The 18189-nt window shown below is 68.4% G+C and carries 17 protein-coding genes and 1 pseudogene; 5 read left to right on the plus strand and 13 right to left on the minus strand.

Features of this window, described 5'->3' with window-relative positions:
- Complete coding sequence (locus Dfulv_RS46275; protein WP_259860150.1) at positions 1–738, minus strand: ABC transporter ATP-binding protein; 738 nt, start codon at positions 736–738, stop codon at positions 1–3.
- Between the two features lie 276 nt (positions 739–1014).
- On the opposite strand from Dfulv_RS46275, the gene Dfulv_RS46280 reads away from it, so the two are divergent.
- Positions 1015–1866, plus strand: a complete 852-nt coding sequence (locus tag Dfulv_RS46280; protein ID WP_259860151.1) for a CPBP family intramembrane glutamic endopeptidase — start codon at positions 1015–1017, stop codon at positions 1864–1866.
- A gap of 179 nt (positions 1867–2045) precedes the next feature.
- Here Dfulv_RS46280 and Dfulv_RS49030 read toward each other — a convergent pair.
- The 7 genes and pseudogenes from Dfulv_RS49030 to Dfulv_RS46310 form a co-directional block, all read right to left on the minus strand.
- Positions 2046–2210, minus strand: a pseudogene (locus Dfulv_RS49030) (Prokaryotic metallothionein); the annotation flags it as partial.
- Positions 2211–3161: 951 nt separating this feature from the next.
- Complete coding sequence (locus Dfulv_RS46290; RefSeq protein ID WP_259860152.1) at positions 3162–4094, minus strand: hypothetical protein; 933 nt, start codon at positions 4092–4094, stop codon at positions 3162–3164.
- Positions 4095–4113: 19 nt separating this feature from the next.
- Positions 4114–5004, minus strand: coding sequence for an ABC transporter ATP-binding protein (locus Dfulv_RS46295; protein ID WP_259860153.1), 891 nt, complete (start codon positions 5002–5004; stop codon positions 4114–4116).
- Positions 5001–5393 carry a GntR family transcriptional regulator gene (locus Dfulv_RS46300; RefSeq protein WP_259860154.1) on the minus strand — a complete coding sequence of 131 codons (393 nt, stop codon included), beginning with the start codon at positions 5391–5393 and terminating at the stop codon, positions 5001–5003. The genes Dfulv_RS46295 and Dfulv_RS46300 overlap by 4 nt, the downstream gene beginning before the upstream one ends.
- A gap of 491 nt (positions 5394–5884) precedes the next feature.
- The gene (locus Dfulv_RS46305) at positions 5885–6352 is read right to left on the minus strand and encodes a MarR family winged helix-turn-helix transcriptional regulator (protein WP_259860155.1); all 468 of its coding nucleotides are present in this window, start codon (positions 6350–6352) and stop codon (positions 5885–5887) included.
- A gap of 170 nt (positions 6353–6522) precedes the next feature.
- Complete coding sequence (locus Dfulv_RS49035) at positions 6523–6714, minus strand: hypothetical protein (protein WP_406567892.1); 192 nt, start codon at positions 6712–6714, stop codon at positions 6523–6525.
- Between the two features lie 322 nt (positions 6715–7036).
- Positions 7037–8446, minus strand: a complete 1410-nt coding sequence (locus Dfulv_RS46310) for an MFS transporter (RefSeq protein WP_259860156.1) — start codon at positions 8444–8446, stop codon at positions 7037–7039.
- Between the two features lie 752 nt (positions 8447–9198).
- Between Dfulv_RS46310 and Dfulv_RS46320 the strand changes: the two genes are divergently transcribed.
- The 3 genes from Dfulv_RS46320 to Dfulv_RS46330 all read left to right on the plus strand — a co-directional run bounded on the left by Dfulv_RS46320 (position 9199) and on the right by Dfulv_RS46330 (position 11070).
- A complete protein-coding gene (locus tag Dfulv_RS46320; protein WP_259860158.1) occupies positions 9199–9963 on the plus strand; it encodes an SDR family NAD(P)-dependent oxidoreductase in 765 nt (254 codons plus the stop codon).
- Between the two features lie 5 nt (positions 9964–9968).
- On the plus strand, positions 9969–10448 hold the full coding sequence (locus tag Dfulv_RS46325) for a MarR family winged helix-turn-helix transcriptional regulator (RefSeq protein WP_259860159.1): 480 nt from the start codon (positions 9969–9971) through the stop codon (positions 10446–10448).
- 145 nt (positions 10449–10593) lie between these two features.
- Positions 10594–11070 (plus strand): VOC family protein, encoded by a 477-nt coding sequence (locus Dfulv_RS46330; RefSeq protein ID WP_259860160.1) that lies wholly within the window; start codon positions 10594–10596, stop codon positions 11068–11070.
- Positions 11071–11357: 287 nt separating this feature from the next.
- Here the strand turns inward: Dfulv_RS46330 and Dfulv_RS46335 are convergent, their stop codons facing one another.
- The 5 genes from Dfulv_RS46335 to Dfulv_RS46355 form a co-directional block, all read right to left on the minus strand.
- A complete protein-coding gene (locus Dfulv_RS46335; RefSeq protein ID WP_259860161.1) occupies positions 11358–12212 on the minus strand; it encodes a hypothetical protein in 855 nt (284 codons plus the stop codon).
- The gene (locus Dfulv_RS46340; protein WP_259860162.1) at positions 12209–12523 is read right to left on the minus strand and encodes a PadR family transcriptional regulator; all 315 of its coding nucleotides are present in this window, start codon (positions 12521–12523) and stop codon (positions 12209–12211) included. Before Dfulv_RS46340 ends, Dfulv_RS46335 begins: the two co-directional genes overlap by 4 nt.
- An 89-nt stretch (positions 12524–12612) precedes the next feature.
- A complete protein-coding gene (locus tag Dfulv_RS46345) occupies positions 12613–13362 on the minus strand; it encodes an SDR family oxidoreductase (RefSeq protein ID WP_259860163.1) in 750 nt (249 codons plus the stop codon).
- Positions 13359–14303: a helix-turn-helix transcriptional regulator gene (locus Dfulv_RS46350; RefSeq protein WP_259860164.1), complete on the minus strand. Its 945-nt coding sequence runs from the start codon at positions 14301–14303 to the stop codon at positions 13359–13361. The genes Dfulv_RS46345 and Dfulv_RS46350 overlap by 4 nt, the downstream gene beginning before the upstream one ends.
- 267 nt (positions 14304–14570) lie before the next feature.
- Positions 14571–16064 (minus strand): M1 family metallopeptidase, encoded by a 1494-nt coding sequence (locus tag Dfulv_RS46355; RefSeq protein ID WP_259860165.1) that lies wholly within the window; start codon positions 16062–16064, stop codon positions 14571–14573.
- 951 nt (positions 16065–17015) lie between these two features.
- Between Dfulv_RS46355 and Dfulv_RS46360 the strand changes: the two genes are divergently transcribed.
- On the plus strand, positions 17016–18170 hold the full coding sequence (locus Dfulv_RS46360; protein ID WP_259860166.1) for a tryptophan dimethylallyltransferase family protein: 1155 nt from the start codon (positions 17016–17018) through the stop codon (positions 18168–18170).
- The last annotated feature ends 19 nt before the right edge of the window (positions 18171–18189 follow it).

The following is an 18189-nucleotide window of genomic DNA, read 5'->3' on the forward strand; positions in this document are numbered from 1 at the left end:
TCACGACGCCCCCTCCCAATGCGCGAGCTTGTCGGCGACGGCACGGGTGGTCGGGGCGTCGAGCCGGTCCACCACCCGTCCGTCGGACAGGAACAGCACTCGGTCGGCCGCCGCCGCAGTGGCCGGATCGTGGGTGACCATCACGATCGTCTGCCCGGCACCATCCACCATGGACCTCAGCAGCCCCAGCACGGTACGCGCGGACCGAGTGTCCAACGCACCGGTGGGCTCGTCGGCGAAGAGCACGGCCGGCCGGGTCACCATCGCGCGCGCGATGGCCACCCGTTGCTGCTGTCCACCGGACAGTTCCCGGGGTCGGTGCCGCACCCGGTCCGCCAGCCCCACCTCCGCCAGCACCGCACGGACCTGCGCGCGGGAGGGTCGTTCCCCGGCCAGGCGCAACGGCATCGCCACGTTCTGCTCGGCGGTGAGCGACCCGATCAGGTTGAAACTCTGGAAAACGAACCCGATGACAGTGCGCCGCAGCCGGGTCAGCTCCTGCTCGCCTGCCCTGGTGATGTCCTGCCCGGCGACCAGCACCTGACCGTCGGTGACCTGTTCCAGGCCGGCGGCGCAATGCAACAGGGTGGACTTACCGGAGCCGGACGGTCCCATCACCGCCGTCCACGAGCTCGCGGGAAAGGCGATGCTGACCCCGTCAAGCGCCCGCACCGCGGTGTGCCCGGATCCGTAGACCCGGGACACAGCGCGCACCTCCACAGCCGATTCGGTAGCCATGACACCGAGTCCAGCGCGAAAAGTTGCCAGTCACAGTGACACCTGCCGGTGTCCTGTGGTGTAGCTGGCACCACCCCGCTTCCGGATGACCGCGACACTGCGCAGGCCTCCGGTGCGCTTCTACCGTCAAGTCCGCGTCGAGCGTCATCGGACGGCGACAACGACCTATCGGTGGCGGACGGCCCGGGGCGTGGCGACCCTCACGCCGGCACCCAGCCGGCGTCCATTGCAGCTGGCGAATTCATCCGACAAGACACCTCATGATCGGCGGACCGAATGACCATCATGATCGATGCACAAGCGGCGAGCCTCGGGGATCGCCTGAGAAAGCGAGGCCTGACGGCCTTCCTGCTGATCTCGTTCGGCATCGCCTGGGGCTGGGAGGCGGTGGCCCACATGGTGCTCGGCTGGTCGCTGGTCAACCCGCTGGTGCAGGCGCCGGCCGCGTTCGCGCCGGCGATCGCGGCGCTGGTGGTCCGGCGCTGGGTCACCCGGGAAGGTTTCACGGACGCCGGCTCACGCCTGCGGCTGCGCGCCGCCTGGCCGTACTACCTGCTGGCGTGGCTGGGCCCGCTCGGCGTCGTCGCCGCAGTGGTTGGCCTCGCCGCGGCGACCGGGCAATGGACGCCTTCCGGCCGCGCGGTAGCGGACCTGGTTCCGGGCGTACCCGTCTGGGCGGTGCCGCTGCTGCTCTGCGTGCTCGCCCTGATCGCCACCGTCGTCTTCTGGGGCGAAGAGTTCGGCTGGACCGGCTATCTGCTGCTGCGCATCTGCCCAGGCCGTCCACGCCGCGCCGGACTGGTAGCCGGCCTGATCGCGGCGGTCTGGCACTACCCGCTGGCATTTCTCGGCTACGTCGAATACCGGCATCTGGCCATGGGCCTGATCGGCTGGACGGCGTGGATCATGTGCCAGGAGATCATCCTGGCCTGGCTGCGGGCCCGCAGCCGCAGCATCTGGCCGGCCAGCCTGGCGCATGCCGGTAACAATCTGGTGCTGGCCCCGCTGACCACCGCGCTGCTGCTCGGCCCAGGCGGCTTCGGCGAGGACGCCATACAGCTGCTGGTTGTGCTGGTGCTGGTAGCCGTCGCGGCCGGGCCGTTCCTGCGAACCGGCCGGGAACAATGAGTCGAAGTCTCCTCGACGAGCATGGCCGAAGCCCTCCGGCTCGTCACCGCCAGCGACCGGGCTCACGTGCACGGATCTGCCGCCGATCGTGCACGTCGACAAGCCCATGCCCAAGCGGCCGGCTTCGCTGTGATCGCGGCAGCATCTGCGCCCCGGTGGAGGTGATCGCGAGCATGCCGCTGGAAGCCTGCACGCTCGTCGGCTGCGCGAGCGCAGTGCGCGCCGTAGTAGAAGCGTCCCGAGACCTCGGCGCCGTGGCCAACGATCCTGCAGCCGCAGTTCCCGCATACCGGCGCCAACTGGTGGATCGCGCACTCGAAGGAGTCGAGGGTGTGTACAGCACCGCCGCTGTCGGGGTCGACGGCGATGTGGCCTTTGTAGCCGTCGAAGCCGCGGTGGCTGGTCTTGTGCCCGCGCCGGGCCTCGGGGTCGACGGTGGAGGTGACCCGGTCCGGAGCGACCTTGTGGGCGATGCGCAGCACCCCGTCGGTGCCGGTTTCGAGATCCTGACCGAGGACCGTCGCGAGGAGTCGCATGGCCTGAGTAACCGGTTCGGGCAGGTCCTCGGCCCTCTCCAGGGCGGTCAGCAGCGCATGACCGTCTCGGGCGCGGGAATCAATCAACGCCTCGCGGGCGGATGTGTCGTCCCAGTCCAGCACCGGCCTGGCCGGGCTGGTGTAGTCGTCGCCGCGGTCCAGCCCTGTCAGGACCGCCCGCAGCGACTCGGCCAGACCGGGCCGTGCGGTAGCGGCGGTGAGCAGGCCGCGGATCGCCGAACGGATCAGGGTGATCGTGTCCATCGTGGCGACCGCGTCGTACAAGGGTGTGGAATCCAGGACCCGGCGCCGGCCGATCAGCCCGGCCGTGCGGGCGGCGGTCAACGCCACCTCGAAGATTCGGTCCGGGCGGTCCGAACGGCGTAGCCGCTCCCGCATATCGACCAGCACGGTGTGGGCGAACCCGGCCCGGCCGGTACCGTCCCAGCCACCCACCCCGGCGGCGTAACGCCAGCGGGCGTCGAACGTGAACCGGTCGGTGAACATCCCGTCCGGGAACAGCGTCTCGCGGTGCTCGTGCAGGAACACGAAGATCGAACTGCTCGGAAGGGTCTCACCGCAGAACCGGGTGACCGGGTCCAGCAGGTCCAACTGCTGTGACGCCCTGCCTAACGCCATCCCGCCAAACTACCTGAAATAGATCTGAGACGATGGCCAGCACGCCAGTGGTGGCCATCGTCAACACCATTCACCTAGGCCGGCCTGGCTCGCAACGTCCTCGTCGCGAGGTGGCGTTGGTCAAGCCGCGTCGGCCACCCGGCGCCGGACGCCGGACGCCAGTCCGGCGGAGATGACCAGCAGCAGGCCGGCCTCAACGAGCTGAAACCAGACATAGCGGTCAGCGGGCTGGTAGACTATGCGCTGACGCAGCCCAAGTCGGGTCACACAGTCCGGTGTCGGATAGGTGTTCGCTGGGTCGGCGCAGCGCGCACCGGCCGCCGCGGAGCCCAGCTCATGTCCGCTTGAGTCCAGATAGGACAAGCCGTATATCCAGCCGACGTCGGCGGCTTCAGGCGACGGGTCGCCAACCATCTGCTCGGCACCGACGACCTGGGCGACCGGTGGGATCAAGTGCGGGCGCAGCGCCACTAGACCGGCGAAGGCCAGCGCTAGGGCCACAATCGTCGCTGCCACCGCCGGCATCAGGCGGCGCAGGAACCCGCCCAGCGCCACGCCGGCGAGCAGGGCGAACACCCACGTCGCGACCGGGACGAGCCCGGCCTGGCTGAACAGGACGGCGTCGCCGAATGGGCGGCCTGACAGCGAGTCGAACCGCCCACTCGACCAGGTCACGGTGCCGCCGACCACGAGACCCAGCGCGGCCGCGACCGCCGCGAGCACGCCCAGTTTCGCGGCCAGCCAGCGCCGGCGGCTGACCGACTGGGTGAAGGCCAGCCGGATCGTGCCCTGCTCGACCTCGCGAGCCAACAGCGGCGTGCCCCAGAACACCCCTACCGCGAGAGGCAGGAGGTTTCCGGCGAGGACGAGGTCCCTCCAACTGGAGGTGATCTCATTGATTTCGGTGCAGTCGCCGGTCGGGCCGGTGAGGCACACCTCGACGGCGGCCGGCGCGGCACGGGCCAGCCACAGCAGATATCCGCAGTAGGCGGCCACGACAGCGGCGACGGCGAGGAACTGCCAGCGGTGCTGGCGCCAGACGAGCCAGAGCATCAAGGTCTCCTGTGGACGGTTAACGGACGATGGAGGTGGGACCGGGCAGCGCGGCCGCGTCGGGGGCGCCCAGGTAGCCACGGACCAGCTCGTCGAGTGAGGGCGGCCGCACGGCCCAGGCCGGGCCCAATGTCTCCGGACCCGAACGGGTAAGCAGGGTGGCCTGACGCCCGTCGGCGGTCTCGGTGACCACCGCCAGCCGGTCGGGCAGTAGCGCCCGCGCCTCCGCCGGCCCGCGCACGACCGTGTGCTCGGCGATCAGCTCATCGATCCCGCCGCTGATCTGGACGCGGCCGTGGTTGACAGCGACCAGCCAGTCACAGGTCTCCACCAGGTCGGCGATGATGTGGGACGACAGCACAATCGTGGTGCCGTACAGCGCGACGGTCTCCATCAGCACCGCCATCACGTCGTGCCGGGCAAGCGGATCGAGGCTGGCTAGCGGCTCGTCGAGGAGCAGCAGCTCGGGGCGCTTGGCCAGGGCGAGCACCAGCGCCACCTGAGCCCGCTGGCCGCCGGAGAGCTGGCGGATCCGCTTGCGGGTGGGCAGCCCGAGCCGGTCGAGCCGGTCGCGGGCCAACGCATCGTCCCAGCCCGGGTTGAGCTTGCGGCCGAAGGTGAGCAGGTCGGCCACGGTGAAGGTGGGATAGAGCGCGGAATCCTGCGCCATGTAGGCGACCCGGGCCAGCGACACGGCGCTGTCGCCGACCGGTTGGCCAAACCGGGACACACTGCCCGCCGACGGCTGGATCAGCCCGGCGACCAGGTTGAGCAGCGTGGTCTTGCCGGCGCCGTTGGGACCGACCAGCGCCGCGACCCGGCCGGCAGGGATCGCGACGGAACATTCGCGCAGCGCCCAGATTTTCCCATAGCGCCGACCGAGCCGCACCGCTTCCACCGCGTCGGTCATGCCACGCCCTCCTGCTCCGCGTCGCGGCGCGCGGCCTCGAACAGCGCATCGACGTCTTCCCAGTCGAGCCCGGCCGCCCGCGCCGCGCGCAGCCAACCGTCGAGCTGGCGGCCCAGCCGGACCCGGTCGGCGGCACGGACCCGGCCGAGCGTGCGCAGCACGAAGGTGCCTTCGCCGGGCCGGGCCGCGACCAGCCCCTCGCGCTCCAGCTCGCGATAGGCCTTGAGCACCGTATTGGGGTTGATGGCCAGCGCGGCAACCACCTCGGCGGCCGTCGGCAGCCGGTCGCCCGGCCGTAGCTGACCCAGCCGCAGCGCGTGTTTGACCTGGTTGACGAGCTGAAGGTAAGTCGGCACGCCGGACCGCGGGGCTAGCTGGAAGCCGATCATTTCACCACCATCCACTAAGTAGTTAGTGGAATAGTGGAATAATGATCGCCGGATGTCAACCAGGACGCTGCGCAGTCAACCGACAATGCCGCTGGCTTTGCGGAGATCTACTCCGTAGAAAAATCGAGCCCGTTGAAGCCGTGGTGAATGCGCGTCTCATGTCGAACCGGGCCGACTGCGCGGCAAGCACGGTCAGTCCCTGACCAGGTGCGCCAGCCGGCTGGCAACGAGTTAGCCGCGGGCCTGACTGGCCAAGCCCAGCAGCCGTCAATCAACACCTCGCCGACCAGTCGCCGTCACGATCCGCACCGGCGAAGGTCCGCACCGGTCGCCGCGTCGCGGCCGGGTTCGATCGGTCAGGTCGCCTGTGCGGTGACCCACCCGCGGCAGCGACAGCCAGTCCGGCAGCCGTGGACGACATCTCACGCGCCTGAGCCTGAGCATTGAGTTGATGGGAAGGCGCTGCGCGGTGAGGGTCAGGCGTTGGGGCGTCACTCTCGGCGGAGTAGCCCGATCTCTTCGGCTGTGCGCGACGCGGAGTCCGAGAGGAAGCTCGCGATTGCGGTCAACTCTTTCGCGTCGTAGCGGTCGAGGAGTCTGTCGACGCTGTCCCGCACCGAGGACAGATGCGCCCAGGCCTCGTTCTCGCGATCGGGGACGAGCTCGATAATCACGCGCCGGCGGTCGCCTGGGTCCCTGACCCGCCGGACGAAGCCCGCCCGCTCAAGGCGATCGATGATTCCCGTCACGGCTCCCGTGGTGAGCCCGGTCAGCTCGGCGAGCTTGCCTGCAGTCACCGGTCCGGTTCGGCTGAGCAGATCGACGCAGCGCGAGTCGGTGGCGTTGAGGCCCAGCTTGTCCGCGACCGCCTGACTGAACAACACGGCATACGCGGTGAAGGAACGCAGTCCCTCGTGCACCTGAGCGATCAGCTCCCGCCTAGCGGCTGACTTGGCCATACATAAGTCTTAGCAGACTAAGGAAACGGAGCTGACCGTGGCCCGGAGGCGGGCGAAGTTGCCGTGGGCGAGCGCCCGCAGGAGATCCTGACCCGGCAAGCCGGTGGCGACAGGCGACGGTGTTTCGCAGAGACGTCCAGGGCGGGAAGGTATCCCAAAGCGGTCGGGCGTCAGCCTGTCGGCAGCGATGCGGGCCAGGGTCCAGCACTGGTCCTCACCGCCGCCGGCCCCGCGTCCAGCACCGCCTGCAGCTCATCGAGCTGCGCGTCGGTGAACTTGCATGTCGCACCACCAGGGCCCTTCGAGGCCAGCGCCTGCACACCCCCGGCGTTGAACGCACGACGCCACCGGCTCACCGACATCTGCGACACCCGCAACCGCCGCGCGACCTCGACGTTCCCGCACCCCGCACGAACATCTCAGCCGCGGCGAAACGCACCCGCTCCCGCCTGACCCGCTCCGCAGCGGTCAACCCACCACTATCAGGATACCTCATCCACCAGCCGTAACCGCCCAGAGCCGAACACGACTCCACCCACAACGGATGACTAAACCCCAGCCCTCAAAGATCTCTAGTGCACGAACGTAGCCCTCGTGCGGCGGATCGGACGGCCGGGCAGCCGGTGGGTTGGGACGTCCCGGTCCGCAACCGGCGTCGTGTGGAAGGCGACCGATGCCACCCGCCTACGTCGCAGCGACCGTGGGGGTGGCGTCAACCTCAGGGACGGCGTGCCGAGGCAGCAGCAGGCTGAGCGGACTGGCCAATGCCGCGAGTCCTGCCGCCCAGCACAGGCTGACACTGGCGGCGTGGGTGGAGCCGGAGGCAGTGGAAAGTTCGCTGAAGAAGACCGCGCCGAGCATGGCAACGCCTGCTGCGGAGCCAATCTGGAGTGCCGTGTTTACCACACCGGAGGCGGTGCCCGCGTGGTCCTGCGCGACGCCGGACAGCGTAAGGGTGACGAGCGTTGCCGACACCAGTGCGAGACCGACTCCGGCGCCGATCAGAGGCGGCGCCAGATGCCAGGCGTGCAGATCTTTGCCGCGTGTAAGCACCGTGTGCGCCAACCACAGCAGGCTGGCTGCCTCTACCAGCACTCCGAGAGTCACGATCAGCCGCCCGAGGCGGGGGACAGCCCGACCGGCCGCGCCCGAGCCGATGACGACGCCGAACGCGAAGGGCACGAAACTCAAGCCGGTGCGCATGGGGTCGAAACCCAGACTGACCTGCAGGTGGAGCGTCAACACGAAGAAGAAGCTCGTCGACGCGAAGAACACCAAGGCTACGGTAAGGCCCGCGAACACGGAACGTTCGCGGAGCATGCCCGGATCAACCAACGCCGAGTCGCGATGCCTACTCTCGTACACCCAGAACGCTCCGAATAGCGGTGCCGCGGCGGCCATCACCGCAAAGCTCCACACCGGCCAGCCCAGCTCTCGACCTTGGATCAGCGGGTAGATCAGCGCAAGCAGGCCGAGCGTCACCAGCGTCGCACCGACCGCGTCGAGCCTTGGCCGGCGCTCTGCCCTCGACTCCACCATCAGCGCGGCCGCGCCGACGATGGCCAGCACCCCGACCGGAAGGTTGACTAGGAAGATTGTTCGCCATCCCCAACCAAACAGGTCAACGTCGGTCAGCGACCCCCCGACGAGTGGACCAGTCACGCCGCCGAGCGCCAGCACGGCGCCGTACAGGCCGAACGCCCGCGGGCGTTCCTCTGTGCGGAACCCGACCTGAATGAACGTGAGCAGCTGCGGAACCATGATCGCCGCAGCGGCGCCCTGCAACAGGCGCCCGGTGACGAGCAGGGCGAGATTGGGCGCCACGCCCGAGACGGCGGAGGCGAGGGTGAATCCGGCGATCCCGAGCAGGAACATCCTTTTCCGGCCGTAGATGTCGCCAAGTCGACCGCCGGTGATCAGCACCAGCGCGAACGCCAGCATGTAGCCGGCGGCGATCCATTGCAGCGCGGCGCCGCTGGCGCCGAAATCCTCCTGGATGGACGGCAGCGCCACGGTCACGATCGTGGCGTCGAGAAGATCCATGTACGCCGCCAAGAGCATGACGGCCAGGGCTACCCAGCGCTTCGAGGACACACCAAACTCCCTTAGCTCAGTCAACTAAATATCTTAGTACACTAAGGGATTGGTTGGATCGCCGTCAAGCGAACGGACGGCGCCTCACTGTGGGGGCGCCGCGATCACTATGGCGCTCATCGCGCTGACGAGCCCGGCGTCCAGGTTCGACAGACTTTCGCAGCGCCAGGCCCCGGGGCGTCCTGATACGCCGGCAAGCCGCACTCCGTTGTCGCTGGGCCACCACCCGCCGACGCAGTAGCAGCGGCGGAGTTCCTTCCAGTTGTTCTTGGGGTGCTTGCGGCGGATCCAGGACCAGACGTGCTTCCATGCGAAAGCGCGTAGGTATCCGAAGGTCACCGAGGACACTCCCAGCCGGTTTTAGACACAGGCTCTATAGCCGTCAGTCCAGAACATCGAGTTCGCATGGGCTCTCCCGGACCGCTCGAGCGTCACGATGGTGAGATGACCACGCTCGTCGGTCGCCTCCGGTCCCGTCCCCTTTGAGCGCGGCCACGAGCCGGACCTCACACCGCCGAGCGGGCCGCTCCGCCCGATCACCGCGTGGTGTCACGGCGAGCGGCGGATCCGCGGAGCACCCAGGCGGCAGCCTGCTGCTGCAGTCGCCTTCGAGGCCAGTTGGGACCAATCAGGTCGGCGCAACAGCCTGTCACCTTGATTCAGGTGTCGCGGCCCATCGTTCGCTGGTTGACGCCCTCACAGGGTTCGTGGAAACTATCTGTCTGCGCAGACAGATAGACGGGATGGATCACGTGGATGACCTCGACGGCAAGACCCTGCTGGTGACCGGCGCTACCGCCAATATCGGAGCCCTCATCGCGGCTGCGTTGACCAAACGGGGCGCAAGGGTGTTCGCACCGACGCGTTCACCCGAACGGCTGGCCTCCCTGGCCACCTACATCGAGCAAGAGGGCGGCGCCGCGGCGCGCTCGCGCCTGATCGGCGTGCCGGCAAACCTCGTCGACGATGCCGCTGACCTTGCCCGGCTCGTAAAAGACAAGGGTGGCCGGCTACACGGCGTCGTCGCCTCGATCGGCGATTTCGTGGTGGCCGACTCGGTCCTCACGGCGACAACGTCGGACCTACGCCGCGCACTAGACGGCTACGTCACGACACACCATGCGATCGCACGGGCGTTTGTTCCCTTGATCAAGGAGTCTGGCGGCACGTACCTCTTCGCCCAAGGCCCGCTGGCTTTCGATATCTATCCTCATCTCGGTACAGACCTCATCTCGATCGCCACGGCAGCTCAGCACATGCTCTTCAAAGTCGTGGCCGAAGAGGTGCGGAACACCACAGCCACCGTCATCGAGATGGTCGTGCACGCGTTCATCCGCGATCGGGAGACCCAACCAGGAAGCGAGGTTCCGGCAGAGGCGATCGGGCCCTTCGCCCTCGACCTACTGTTCGGCACGGATGCGCTCCGCCGCAACGGCGACTCCGTCCACCTCACCACGGACGGCGTTGCGGGCGGCGGCTCTGACCGGACGGCTGCCCACGACCCCGCCCGCGGTTGAGTTTGATGGACCCCAAAGAACGCACTCGATCAACGGACCCGGACCGTCTGGATCCGTTGGACAATTCGGCGTGGAGCGGCCTGCTTCGGGCCCAAGCCGCCCTGTCACGCGAACTGGAACGCCGCCTGATGGAAACGCATCAGATGCCACTGTCCACCTATGAGGTGCTGCTCAGACTCGCCTGGGCAAAGGAGGGCATCCGGATGACCGATCTCGCGCACCAGGTGAACTTCACATCCGGCGGACTGACTCGCCTCGTCGACAGACTTGAGCGCCAAGGTTGGATCACCCGCACCCGAAGTGCAACCGACCTGCGCGGCTTCACCGCCACCATCACATCCGCAGGGCGCAAAGCCCTGAAGCGCGCCAACCGCCAGCACCTCGCCGACGTCCGCGAGCTTTTTCTCGACAAGCTGTCCATTGAGGACATCGCCGCGCTCGCAGCTATCTGGAAACGGCTTGGAGCCGATCCGCCACCGTCCTAGTCATGCCAGGATGCGAGGAACGCGCCAGCGAAGCGGGCACACCCGAGAAGGACTCTGGACACGATTACAAATGGTGCGCCCCCAAGGGGTTGTGCCCGCCGCACCGCGCAAACCCAGCAAGGACTTGCCAGAAAGGATTCTTGACATGGACCAACGCGTGAGCGTTATCACTCTGGGCGTTGCCGATGTCCGCCGCTCCCAGAGGTTCTATGAGGCCCTCGGCTGGCGCCTCGATGACGGCGTAGACGACGCGACTGACCAGATCGCATTCTTCCAGGCGGGAGGGCTGATCGTCTCGTTGTGGGACCGCGCCAGACTGGCGGCGGACGGTATGGTCCCCGATCGAGGTAGCTGGGCTGGCGTAACGCTGGGATACAGCGTCGTCTCCCCCGAGGAGGTCGATCACGTGCTGGGCGAGGCACAGGCCGCGGGAGGCACGATCACCCGCCCCGCCAAACAGATGTTCTGGGGTGGTTACTCGGGAGTGTTCGCAGACCCCGATGGCCACCCGTGGGAGATCCTCCACAACCCGGAGTGGACGTTACACAACGACGGATCCGTATCGCTGCAGAGGCCCGGACAACAACAAGGACCGGGCCCGCGATTGACGCCCGTTGTATGAATAGCGGCAGTGGTCCTGACAAGGCAGCATGGACCAAAGCCAAGACCTGTTGTCACAACGAATAGATTTCCCCATTGCGCAGACAGCGACGCGGTCCACCCGATAGAACTTTCGACGGCGCTGTTGCGTTGTGGGATCGGCGGACGCGGTTGGCCCGTGTCGGGTCCGCGGTCAGATCGCTTGGGCGAGTTCGGTGAACGTAACGGCGACCAGAGCGGGCGGGGCATCGACGGCGAGTTCGTAGTGTCCGCGGCGGAGGTTCTGCATGAACGCGTGTCCGGCGACGATCACTTGTGCTGTGTTGTCGGTTCGTAGTCCGCGCATCGACGCGCGGGGTGCGCGGTGGTCACGAGCCCGAGGGTGTACGCACTACAAATGGTGAGCAATGCGGGCATGATCGTCATCTGGTCAGCTACGTGTCCGGCCGTGGCGCCGATGATCTGAGGGTCGATGCCGAGCGCGGCAACCGGGTAGACGCCGAACACCACGAACGCCGAGCCGAGAACCAGCAGACCGTACACGGCGAACGCCAGCTCGCACGCCAGCACGCCACCGAGCGCCATCGTGAGCACCGCGCTGCGCCGGCGTCCCCGGCGGACCAACGCGACAGCCACTGTGGACAGTGCGCCGGTCACCACCCACCAGCAACCGAGAGCGGCGGCCATGGGCCACGCGCTGGTCGCGTTGAGGAGCAGCACCAGCGGCAGAGCACCGACGGCGAGCCCCGTCGGCGCAAGCGCCGAGGTGAACGGCAGCCGCGCGTGCCCCGCCAGCCAGATCGCCCCCGCCGCGATCGGGAAGGCCCCTACCGCCGAAACGATGCGCAAGGACTGGCCGGTGCTCGATGGGCCGGCGACGGCGGCGACAGCCGCGAACACCAACGCACAGAGCGCGAAGAAGGCGAGGTATATGCCAGCGAAGGCCATGGGCGCGGCGACCAGGCCGGTGGTCGCGTTCAGGTGTGGGCGCATCCGCGCGTACGTAAGGGCCTGCCTCCGTTCGGCGAGCGCGCATCGGGCCACGTTGGCCAGGTCGCGGACCGGCCGTCGCGAATGGGTGAGCAGGTCGGCGATCTCCGGGCCGTACCGGTCTCGGACGGGGCGCGGGTAGAGGGCGAGGACCAGCCGGATGGCGCGGCTCATGACAGGGCCAGCCGGCGCAGGCCGGTGCTGGCGACGGCCCGCATGCGCGCCAGTTCCGCCTGCAGTGCCGCCCGGCCGCTGTCGGTGAGCTGGTACGGCTTGCGGCGTTCCCGTTCCGGCAGCGCCTGGATGAATCCCTGCTCCTCCAGGCGGCGGATCGCGCCGTACAGCGTGCCGGGGCCGGGGCGCTCCTTGGTGAGGGCGGCGATGTCGTCCTGCATCGCGTATCCGTGCTTTGGACCGTCGGCCAGGCTGACAAGGATGAGCAACGCCGGTTCCGAGAACCGGCCGAACTCGGTAAGCCCGGACATGCCACCTCCGTTTACTACGTGGGACGTAGCATCGCAGGACGGAGTACTGGCGTCAACCCATCGGTACCACGTCAGGGCGGGCGTTCGGGTCAGCCATTGCGCATGATGCGGTAGCCGAGCGCGGGCGACAGCCGCATGATCGTGCGCAGGAGTTTCACCTTGCCGATGTCGATCTCGTCGGAGCCGCGGCGGACGCCGTCGATCACCGCCGTCGCGGCTTGGTCCGCGCTGATCTTGTCGCGGCCGCGGCCGCGCGTCATGTCTGTGTCGACGAGCGCCATGACCGCGTCGATCACCCGCACGTGCGGGGCCGAGTCCTGGCACTGGTAGCGGAGTGCCCGAGTGAAGGCGCGCACCCCGGCCTTGGTGGCGCAGTACACCGGTGCCGAGCGTTTGGGTGCCAGCGCCAGGCCGGTGGTGATGTTCACGATCGCGGCGGAAGGCTGCCGGCGTAGGTGGGGCAGCAGCCCGGCGGACAGCGCGATGACGGCGTTGAGATTGACGGCGACCTCGCGGCGTGCGGCCGACCGCAGGGCCTGCGGGTCGTCGCCCAGGAAGTCGGTGAGCGTCTGCACACCGGCGTTGTTGATCGCTAACGAGAGGGTGGGATGGCGGCCGGTGACCTCGTCGATGAAAGCGTCGACCGCGTCCGGGTCGGCGAGGTCGACGGCCCAGGGCGCCAGGTGGTCGCCGAGTTCGGCCTCGAGCGCCGCCAGGTGGCCGCGGTCGCGTCCGACGGCCACCACCTGCGCGCCACACGCGACCAACTGCCGGGTGAGCTCCCGGCCGATGCCACGCGTTGCGCCTGTGACAAGAATCGTTCTTCCAGTGAGGTTCACGTACCCATCTCCGTTTCTGACCGGCCGTACGGTGGCCGCTCGCACCTGCGGGCGAATGCCGATCGGTACGCCGCGGGCGTGATGGCGGTGCGGCGCCTGAATTCGCGGGTGAAGTGCGGCTGGTCGGCGTAGCCGCAGGCGAAGCCGACGATGCCGAGCGGGTGTTCGGTATTCATGAGGAGATCTGCGGCTGCTTCGGCACGCGCCGCGCCGTACAGGTCGGTGAAGCCACCGGCCGTCAGCCGGCGCTGGAGGCTGCGGGTCGAAGTGCCCAGTTCGGCCGCCAGATCACCCAGCGTCCAGCGGCGGGCAAGGTTACCGGTGAGCAGGCGACGCGCCTGTGAAGCCACGTCGACGTCAGCGGCCAACCCGGTCGGGCGCACCGCCGGCGCGATCGACGACCATGCGAAACGCCACAGCGCGGTGGCGTGAGCGGGCGGCGGGGCCGTGAAGACACCGTCGGTGAACACGACCCGCGCGTCCCGCGGATCAAGCGCGACCGTCAGCCCGTGCACGCCGATCGCCCCCAGCAGAGCCGTCAGCAGGCCGAGGATCAGTGCGTCCTCGGCGGGCTCGGGCGGCGATCCGGGCGGTCCGACATGCTCGGCGATGAGGTGGGTCGCCCCGGCCTCGCGAACGACGACGCGGTGGCGCGAGTGGGTGAACCGCTCCAAGCGGCTCCATCGTTCGAAGAGATCGCGGGGGGTGCTGGCGACCGTGAGCGCCGAGATGGCCGGATCGGGCGGCAACGTCGGCAGGGACAGGCCAACCCGCAGCAGCGGCAGCAGTCCGTGTGCCTCCGCTACGTCCGCCAGAAGCCGGCGCTTGGCGTCGAGCGGCACCAACGCGCCGTCCGACGCCGGTGCTGTCACCGCGATTCCGGCCTCGGCGAGGGCGCGTCGTACAGCCGCGACCAGCACCGCGCTCGCGAACTCGTCCACCGGCTCTCCCACTGCGATCCGATTCGTCAGGGGAACGGTATGTCGGCCGCGACCAGCCGTCTTGAACGATCACGCCAGGTGTGCAACTGACAGCGGCTCGTCCGCACGACTGGTCGATCCGGCAGGCCGGCTGGGACGAGCGCACATACAACGCGACGGGATGGAACTTCTCCGCCTCTGTGCAAGTCCGTGGCGACTGCAACGCCGTCAGGCCCGCCCCTCCGCGGGCCTGACGGCGCTGGAGCCAGATCCGGTACGGCGCGCCGCTCAGCGCCGGCCGTGCGCCCGCCCGACCGCGTCGAGGAGATGGCCGGACGGCGCGGCGACGCCGGGCGGGAGCGGGTCGGGATTCGGGGGCTTCGTCGCGCCGGTCAGCCACGCCGCGAAGAACGCGCCGAGCGACCGGCCCGAGACGCGCTCGGCGAGAGCGACGAAGTCGGCGGTGTCGGCGTTGCCGTAGCGGTACCGCGTGGCCCACGTCCGCATGATGCGGAAGAACGTGGCGTCGCCGACCAGCATCCGCAGCGCGTGCAGGGTCATCGCCCCGCGCGAGTACACCGAAAACCTGAACGGATCGGCGCCCGGAGGGCCGTAGGCCGGCGGGGTCCAGACCCCGCTGTCGACCGGCAGGTTGTAGAACAGGTTGAACAGCTCGCGGACGGTCGTGAGCCTGTCGTGCTCGTTCCACAGCCACGCCGCGTACTCGGCGAAGCCCTCGTTGAGCCAGAGCTCCCGCCAGTACCGCACGGACACGCTGTCGCCGAACCACTGGTGCGCCAGCTCGTGCGCGACCACGTTGCCCTGGTACCGGCTTGGTTCGTCGACGAGGAACGAGGCCGGGTACACCGGGCGGGTCTGCGTCTCCAGCGCGAACAGCAGCGGATCGTGCTTGTCGACGATCGCGCCATTGGCCTCGAACGGGTACGGCCCGAACAGCGTCTCCAGGTAGTCGGTGATCTCGTCGGTGCGGCCGACGGAGTCGTCGGCGAACGTCGGCGGCAGGCTCGCGTCGACCGCGATGATCGTCTGCCGGCCGCGGTGCTGATGCTGGTCGATGCGCCAGCGCCCGATCGCGAGGGTGGTGAGGTAGCTGGCCATCGGGCTCGTCGCGGCCCAGCGGAACGTCGTCCAGCCGTCGTTCGTCGCCGAGCCGAGCAGGATGCCGTTGCTCAGCGCGCCCAGCCCTTCCGGCACGGTGACGCGCACGCTGTACGTCGCCTTGTCGAGCGGATGGTCGTTCACCGGAAACCAGCTGGCCGCCGCCTTCGGCTCCCCGGCGACGAGCGCGCCGTCGTCGGTGTGCATGAACTGCGACTCGAGCGGGATCTCCGGTATCCGGGCGGTGTAGGGGACGCCGTGGTAACGCACGTCGACGACGAACGGCAGCCCGGCGGGCAGGCCGCGGGCCGGAGTGACGACGAGCTCGTCGCCGTCGCGGGTCCAAACGGCGGGGCGGCCGTTGACCGTGAGCGCGTCGACGGTCAGGCCGGTGAGGTCGAGGTCGAAGCGGGACAGCGACTGGGTGGCGGTCGCCGTGATCGTCGCGTGGCCGTCGAGCTCGTCGGTTGCCGGCTGGTAGCGCACGTCGAGGTCGTAGTGGCGCACGTCGTAGCCGCCGTTGCCGTCGAGCGGGTACGCCGGGTCGCCGATACCGGGCGCGCCGGGCCGGAAGCCGGGCTGGGTCGCTGCATGGGCGGCCGTGGCGGGTGTCGCGGCGACGACGAGGGCGAGGGCCGCGGCCAGCAGATGACGTCCGTGCATGAAGATCCCCCGATCGGTTCGGCAATGTCCAGGGTGGACGTTCGTCGCGCCGGATCTCGATGCGGGGCATGGTCACGCATCGATATGGTCACGTGCCGGGTTTTCCCTCGTCCGCCCCTCGATCGGCGGATGCGATGCAGCCGGGGCCACTGCTCGCCGGTCTCCCTTGTGGGGCCTCCAGCGCGTCCGTGGTCCGGGTGGTTCGGGCGGCCAGGGAGCCGACGGCGAGCGCGCACGCCGACGCGCTCCGGCATCGTCGCCGCCCGGCCGCGGCCGGTGCCGGAGACCGGCAGTGTGTTCCGGGTCGTCGGGCGCTTCGTAAGGCGATGTCCCGAATATCGGCATTGCGGGAGTGTGTGGCGAGTCGGTCACGGCGGTCCCGGCCTGCGCGACGCGCCGTCTCGACGGGCTCCCCTTCAATCTCATGCCGTCCGACGCCAGGTTCGGCGGCGGCATGGACCGATGAAGCAATACGACGCTCATGGTGGAGGTTCACGGCACCTCGGTTGTCGCTGCGGGCAGCCGTCTTGACGTTTTCACCACGTCCGGTAACGGAGTCGTCACGACCGGGATCGGAACGCCGCCAGCACGCAGGTATCGCAATGCCAGTTCAACTTGCGGTTACGCACGACGCGCATGATATCTAATTCATGTCGGCCTATGTAACCGTGAGCGACGTCTTGATTTCTCTTTGTGATTAACGTCTCACTCGACTCCGCAGAATAGATGCGCCACGATATGCGGGGGCCGATGATCCTTTTCGTAGTCGACCGAGTTGATGCCAGAAAACCTCGTTGCTTGCAGAACCGCCGGGCCACTCGCATGCGGACGCCCCTGGTGTGGCGGTGCCCCCCTAGCAACACGTGAGGTCAGCCGAGCACGCCAAGCGTGCGACGTGGCGGACGTGAGACGTAGCCGATTTCGAATGGACCAACCCAGGAGGAACAGCTCATGGGCGACCTGTCCGTCTTCGAGTATTTACGTGGGCAACTGGCACGATTGTGCGAGGTGGCTGAAGCCGAGCCGGGCCCACCCATCGACCTGTTGAGAGATCTTCTCGGCCCCGTCGGATCGCACCGACTGTCCGAGTCACCCGCTTGGCCGTCCAACGTCGCGGACGATCACACCCCCGTCGAATTCTCCATCGCCTTCAACAAGGAAGAGCCGCCAACCCTGCGGATTCTGGGTGAGGCAATAGGTTCACCACCCGGCACTCTGCCGAATCTGTCCGCCGCTCACAGCTTTCTCGACACGCAGGCGCACCGGTTCGGTCTGTCGACCTCCCAATGGGACAAAGTGCAGGATCTCTTCACCACGGAGCACCCACAGGGGGAGTTTGCCCTGTGGTGGTCGCTGGTGTTTCGCAGCCGCCGACGGCCGGAATTCAAGGTGTACTTCAACCCGGAGGTCGATGGAGCAGAGCGGGCCCCGAAGCTGGTGGCCGAAGCGCTGCACCGGCTCGGGTTGGGCACGTCCTACCGGACCATGCTGGACCACGGTGTCCGGCAAGGCGAGCTGGGGCGGGATGACCGGCTGACGTTCTTCGCGCTGGACCTGCACGACGGGCCGCAAGCCCGTGTGAAGCTCTACCTCACCCACCACGGCGCTGAGGTCCGGGACGTGGTCCGGGCGGCCGGCGCGGTCGACGACGTGGACGTGACCGCACTCGCCGAGTTCTGCGCGGTCGCCGGCGGTGGTACCGGACCTTTCAACCGCCGGCCGCTCGTGAGTAGCTACACCCTCACCCAGGGCGCCGAAAAACCGGTCGGCTACAGCCTGTACGTGCCGATCCGAAGTTACGTCCACGACGACGAGGAGGCCCGGGACCGAGTGGCGGCGTTGCTCGCCCTGCACGGATTCGACAGCTCGGCGCTCGATCGGGCGATCACCGCGGTGACACAGCGCCCGCTTCGTGCCGGTGTCGGGCTGATCGCCCACGTCTCACTGCGGCTGGGCCCACCACGACCGGGCGTGACCGTCTACCTGTCGTCCGAGGCGTACCAGGTGAGTCCACCGCGTCCACGGCGGGCACCGGCGATCCGACACCCGGCTGAGCACCTGTTCGAGCACTCGGCCGAGCTGCCGGCCGAACGCAGCGCCGCCTGATACCCCCGAACGTTCAAGG

The sequence above is a fragment of the Dactylosporangium fulvum genome (assembly GCF_025137375.1).
Taxonomy (GTDB): domain Bacteria; phylum Actinomycetota; class Actinomycetes; order Mycobacteriales; family Micromonosporaceae; genus Dactylosporangium; species Dactylosporangium fulvum.

Bases quoted from the DNA above. Each gene is read 5' to 3' on its own strand.
- Dfulv_RS46290 (WP_259860152.1), bottom strand. From the start codon at position 4,094: ATGCTCTGGCTCGTCTGGCGCCAGCACCGCTGGCAGTTCCTCGCCGTC.
- Dfulv_RS46335 (WP_259860161.1), bottom strand. From the start codon at position 12,212: ATGAGCCGCGCCATCCGGCTGGTCCTCGCCCTCTACCCGCGCCCCGTC.
- Dfulv_RS46355 (WP_259860165.1), bottom strand. From the start codon at position 16,064: ATGCACGGACGTCATCTGCTGGCCGCGGCCCTCGCCCTCGTCGTCGCC.
- Dfulv_RS46360 (WP_259860166.1), top strand. From the start codon at position 17,016: ATGGGCGACCTGTCCGTCTTCGAGTATTTACGTGGGCAACTGGCACGA.
- Dfulv_RS46305 (WP_259860155.1), bottom strand. From the start codon at position 6,352: ATGGCCAAGTCAGCCGCTAGGCGGGAGCTGATCGCTCAGGTGCACGAG.
- Dfulv_RS46325 (WP_259860159.1), top strand. From the start codon at position 9,969: ATGGACCCCAAAGAACGCACTCGATCAACGGACCCGGACCGTCTGGAT.
- Dfulv_RS46295 (WP_259860153.1), bottom strand. From the start codon at position 5,004: ATGACCGACGCGGTGGAAGCGGTGCGGCTCGGTCGGCGCTATGGGAAA.
- Dfulv_RS46340 (WP_259860162.1), bottom strand. From the start codon at position 12,523: ATGTCCGGGCTTACCGAGTTCGGCCGGTTCTCGGAACCGGCGTTGCTC.
- Dfulv_RS46280 (WP_259860151.1), top strand. From the start codon at position 1,015: ATGACCATCATGATCGATGCACAAGCGGCGAGCCTCGGGGATCGCCTG.
- Dfulv_RS46330 (WP_259860160.1), top strand. From the start codon at position 10,594: ATGGACCAACGCGTGAGCGTTATCACTCTGGGCGTTGCCGATGTCCGC.
- Dfulv_RS46300 (WP_259860154.1), bottom strand. From the start codon at position 5,393: ATGATCGGCTTCCAGCTAGCCCCGCGGTCCGGCGTGCCGACTTACCTT.
- Dfulv_RS46275 (WP_259860150.1), bottom strand. From the start codon at position 738: ATGGCTACCGAATCGGCTGTGGAGGTGCGCGCTGTGTCCCGGGTCTAC.
- Dfulv_RS49035 (WP_406567892.1), bottom strand. From the start codon at position 6,714: ATGTCGGTGAGCCGGTGGCGTCGTGCGTTCAACGCCGGGGGTGTGCAG.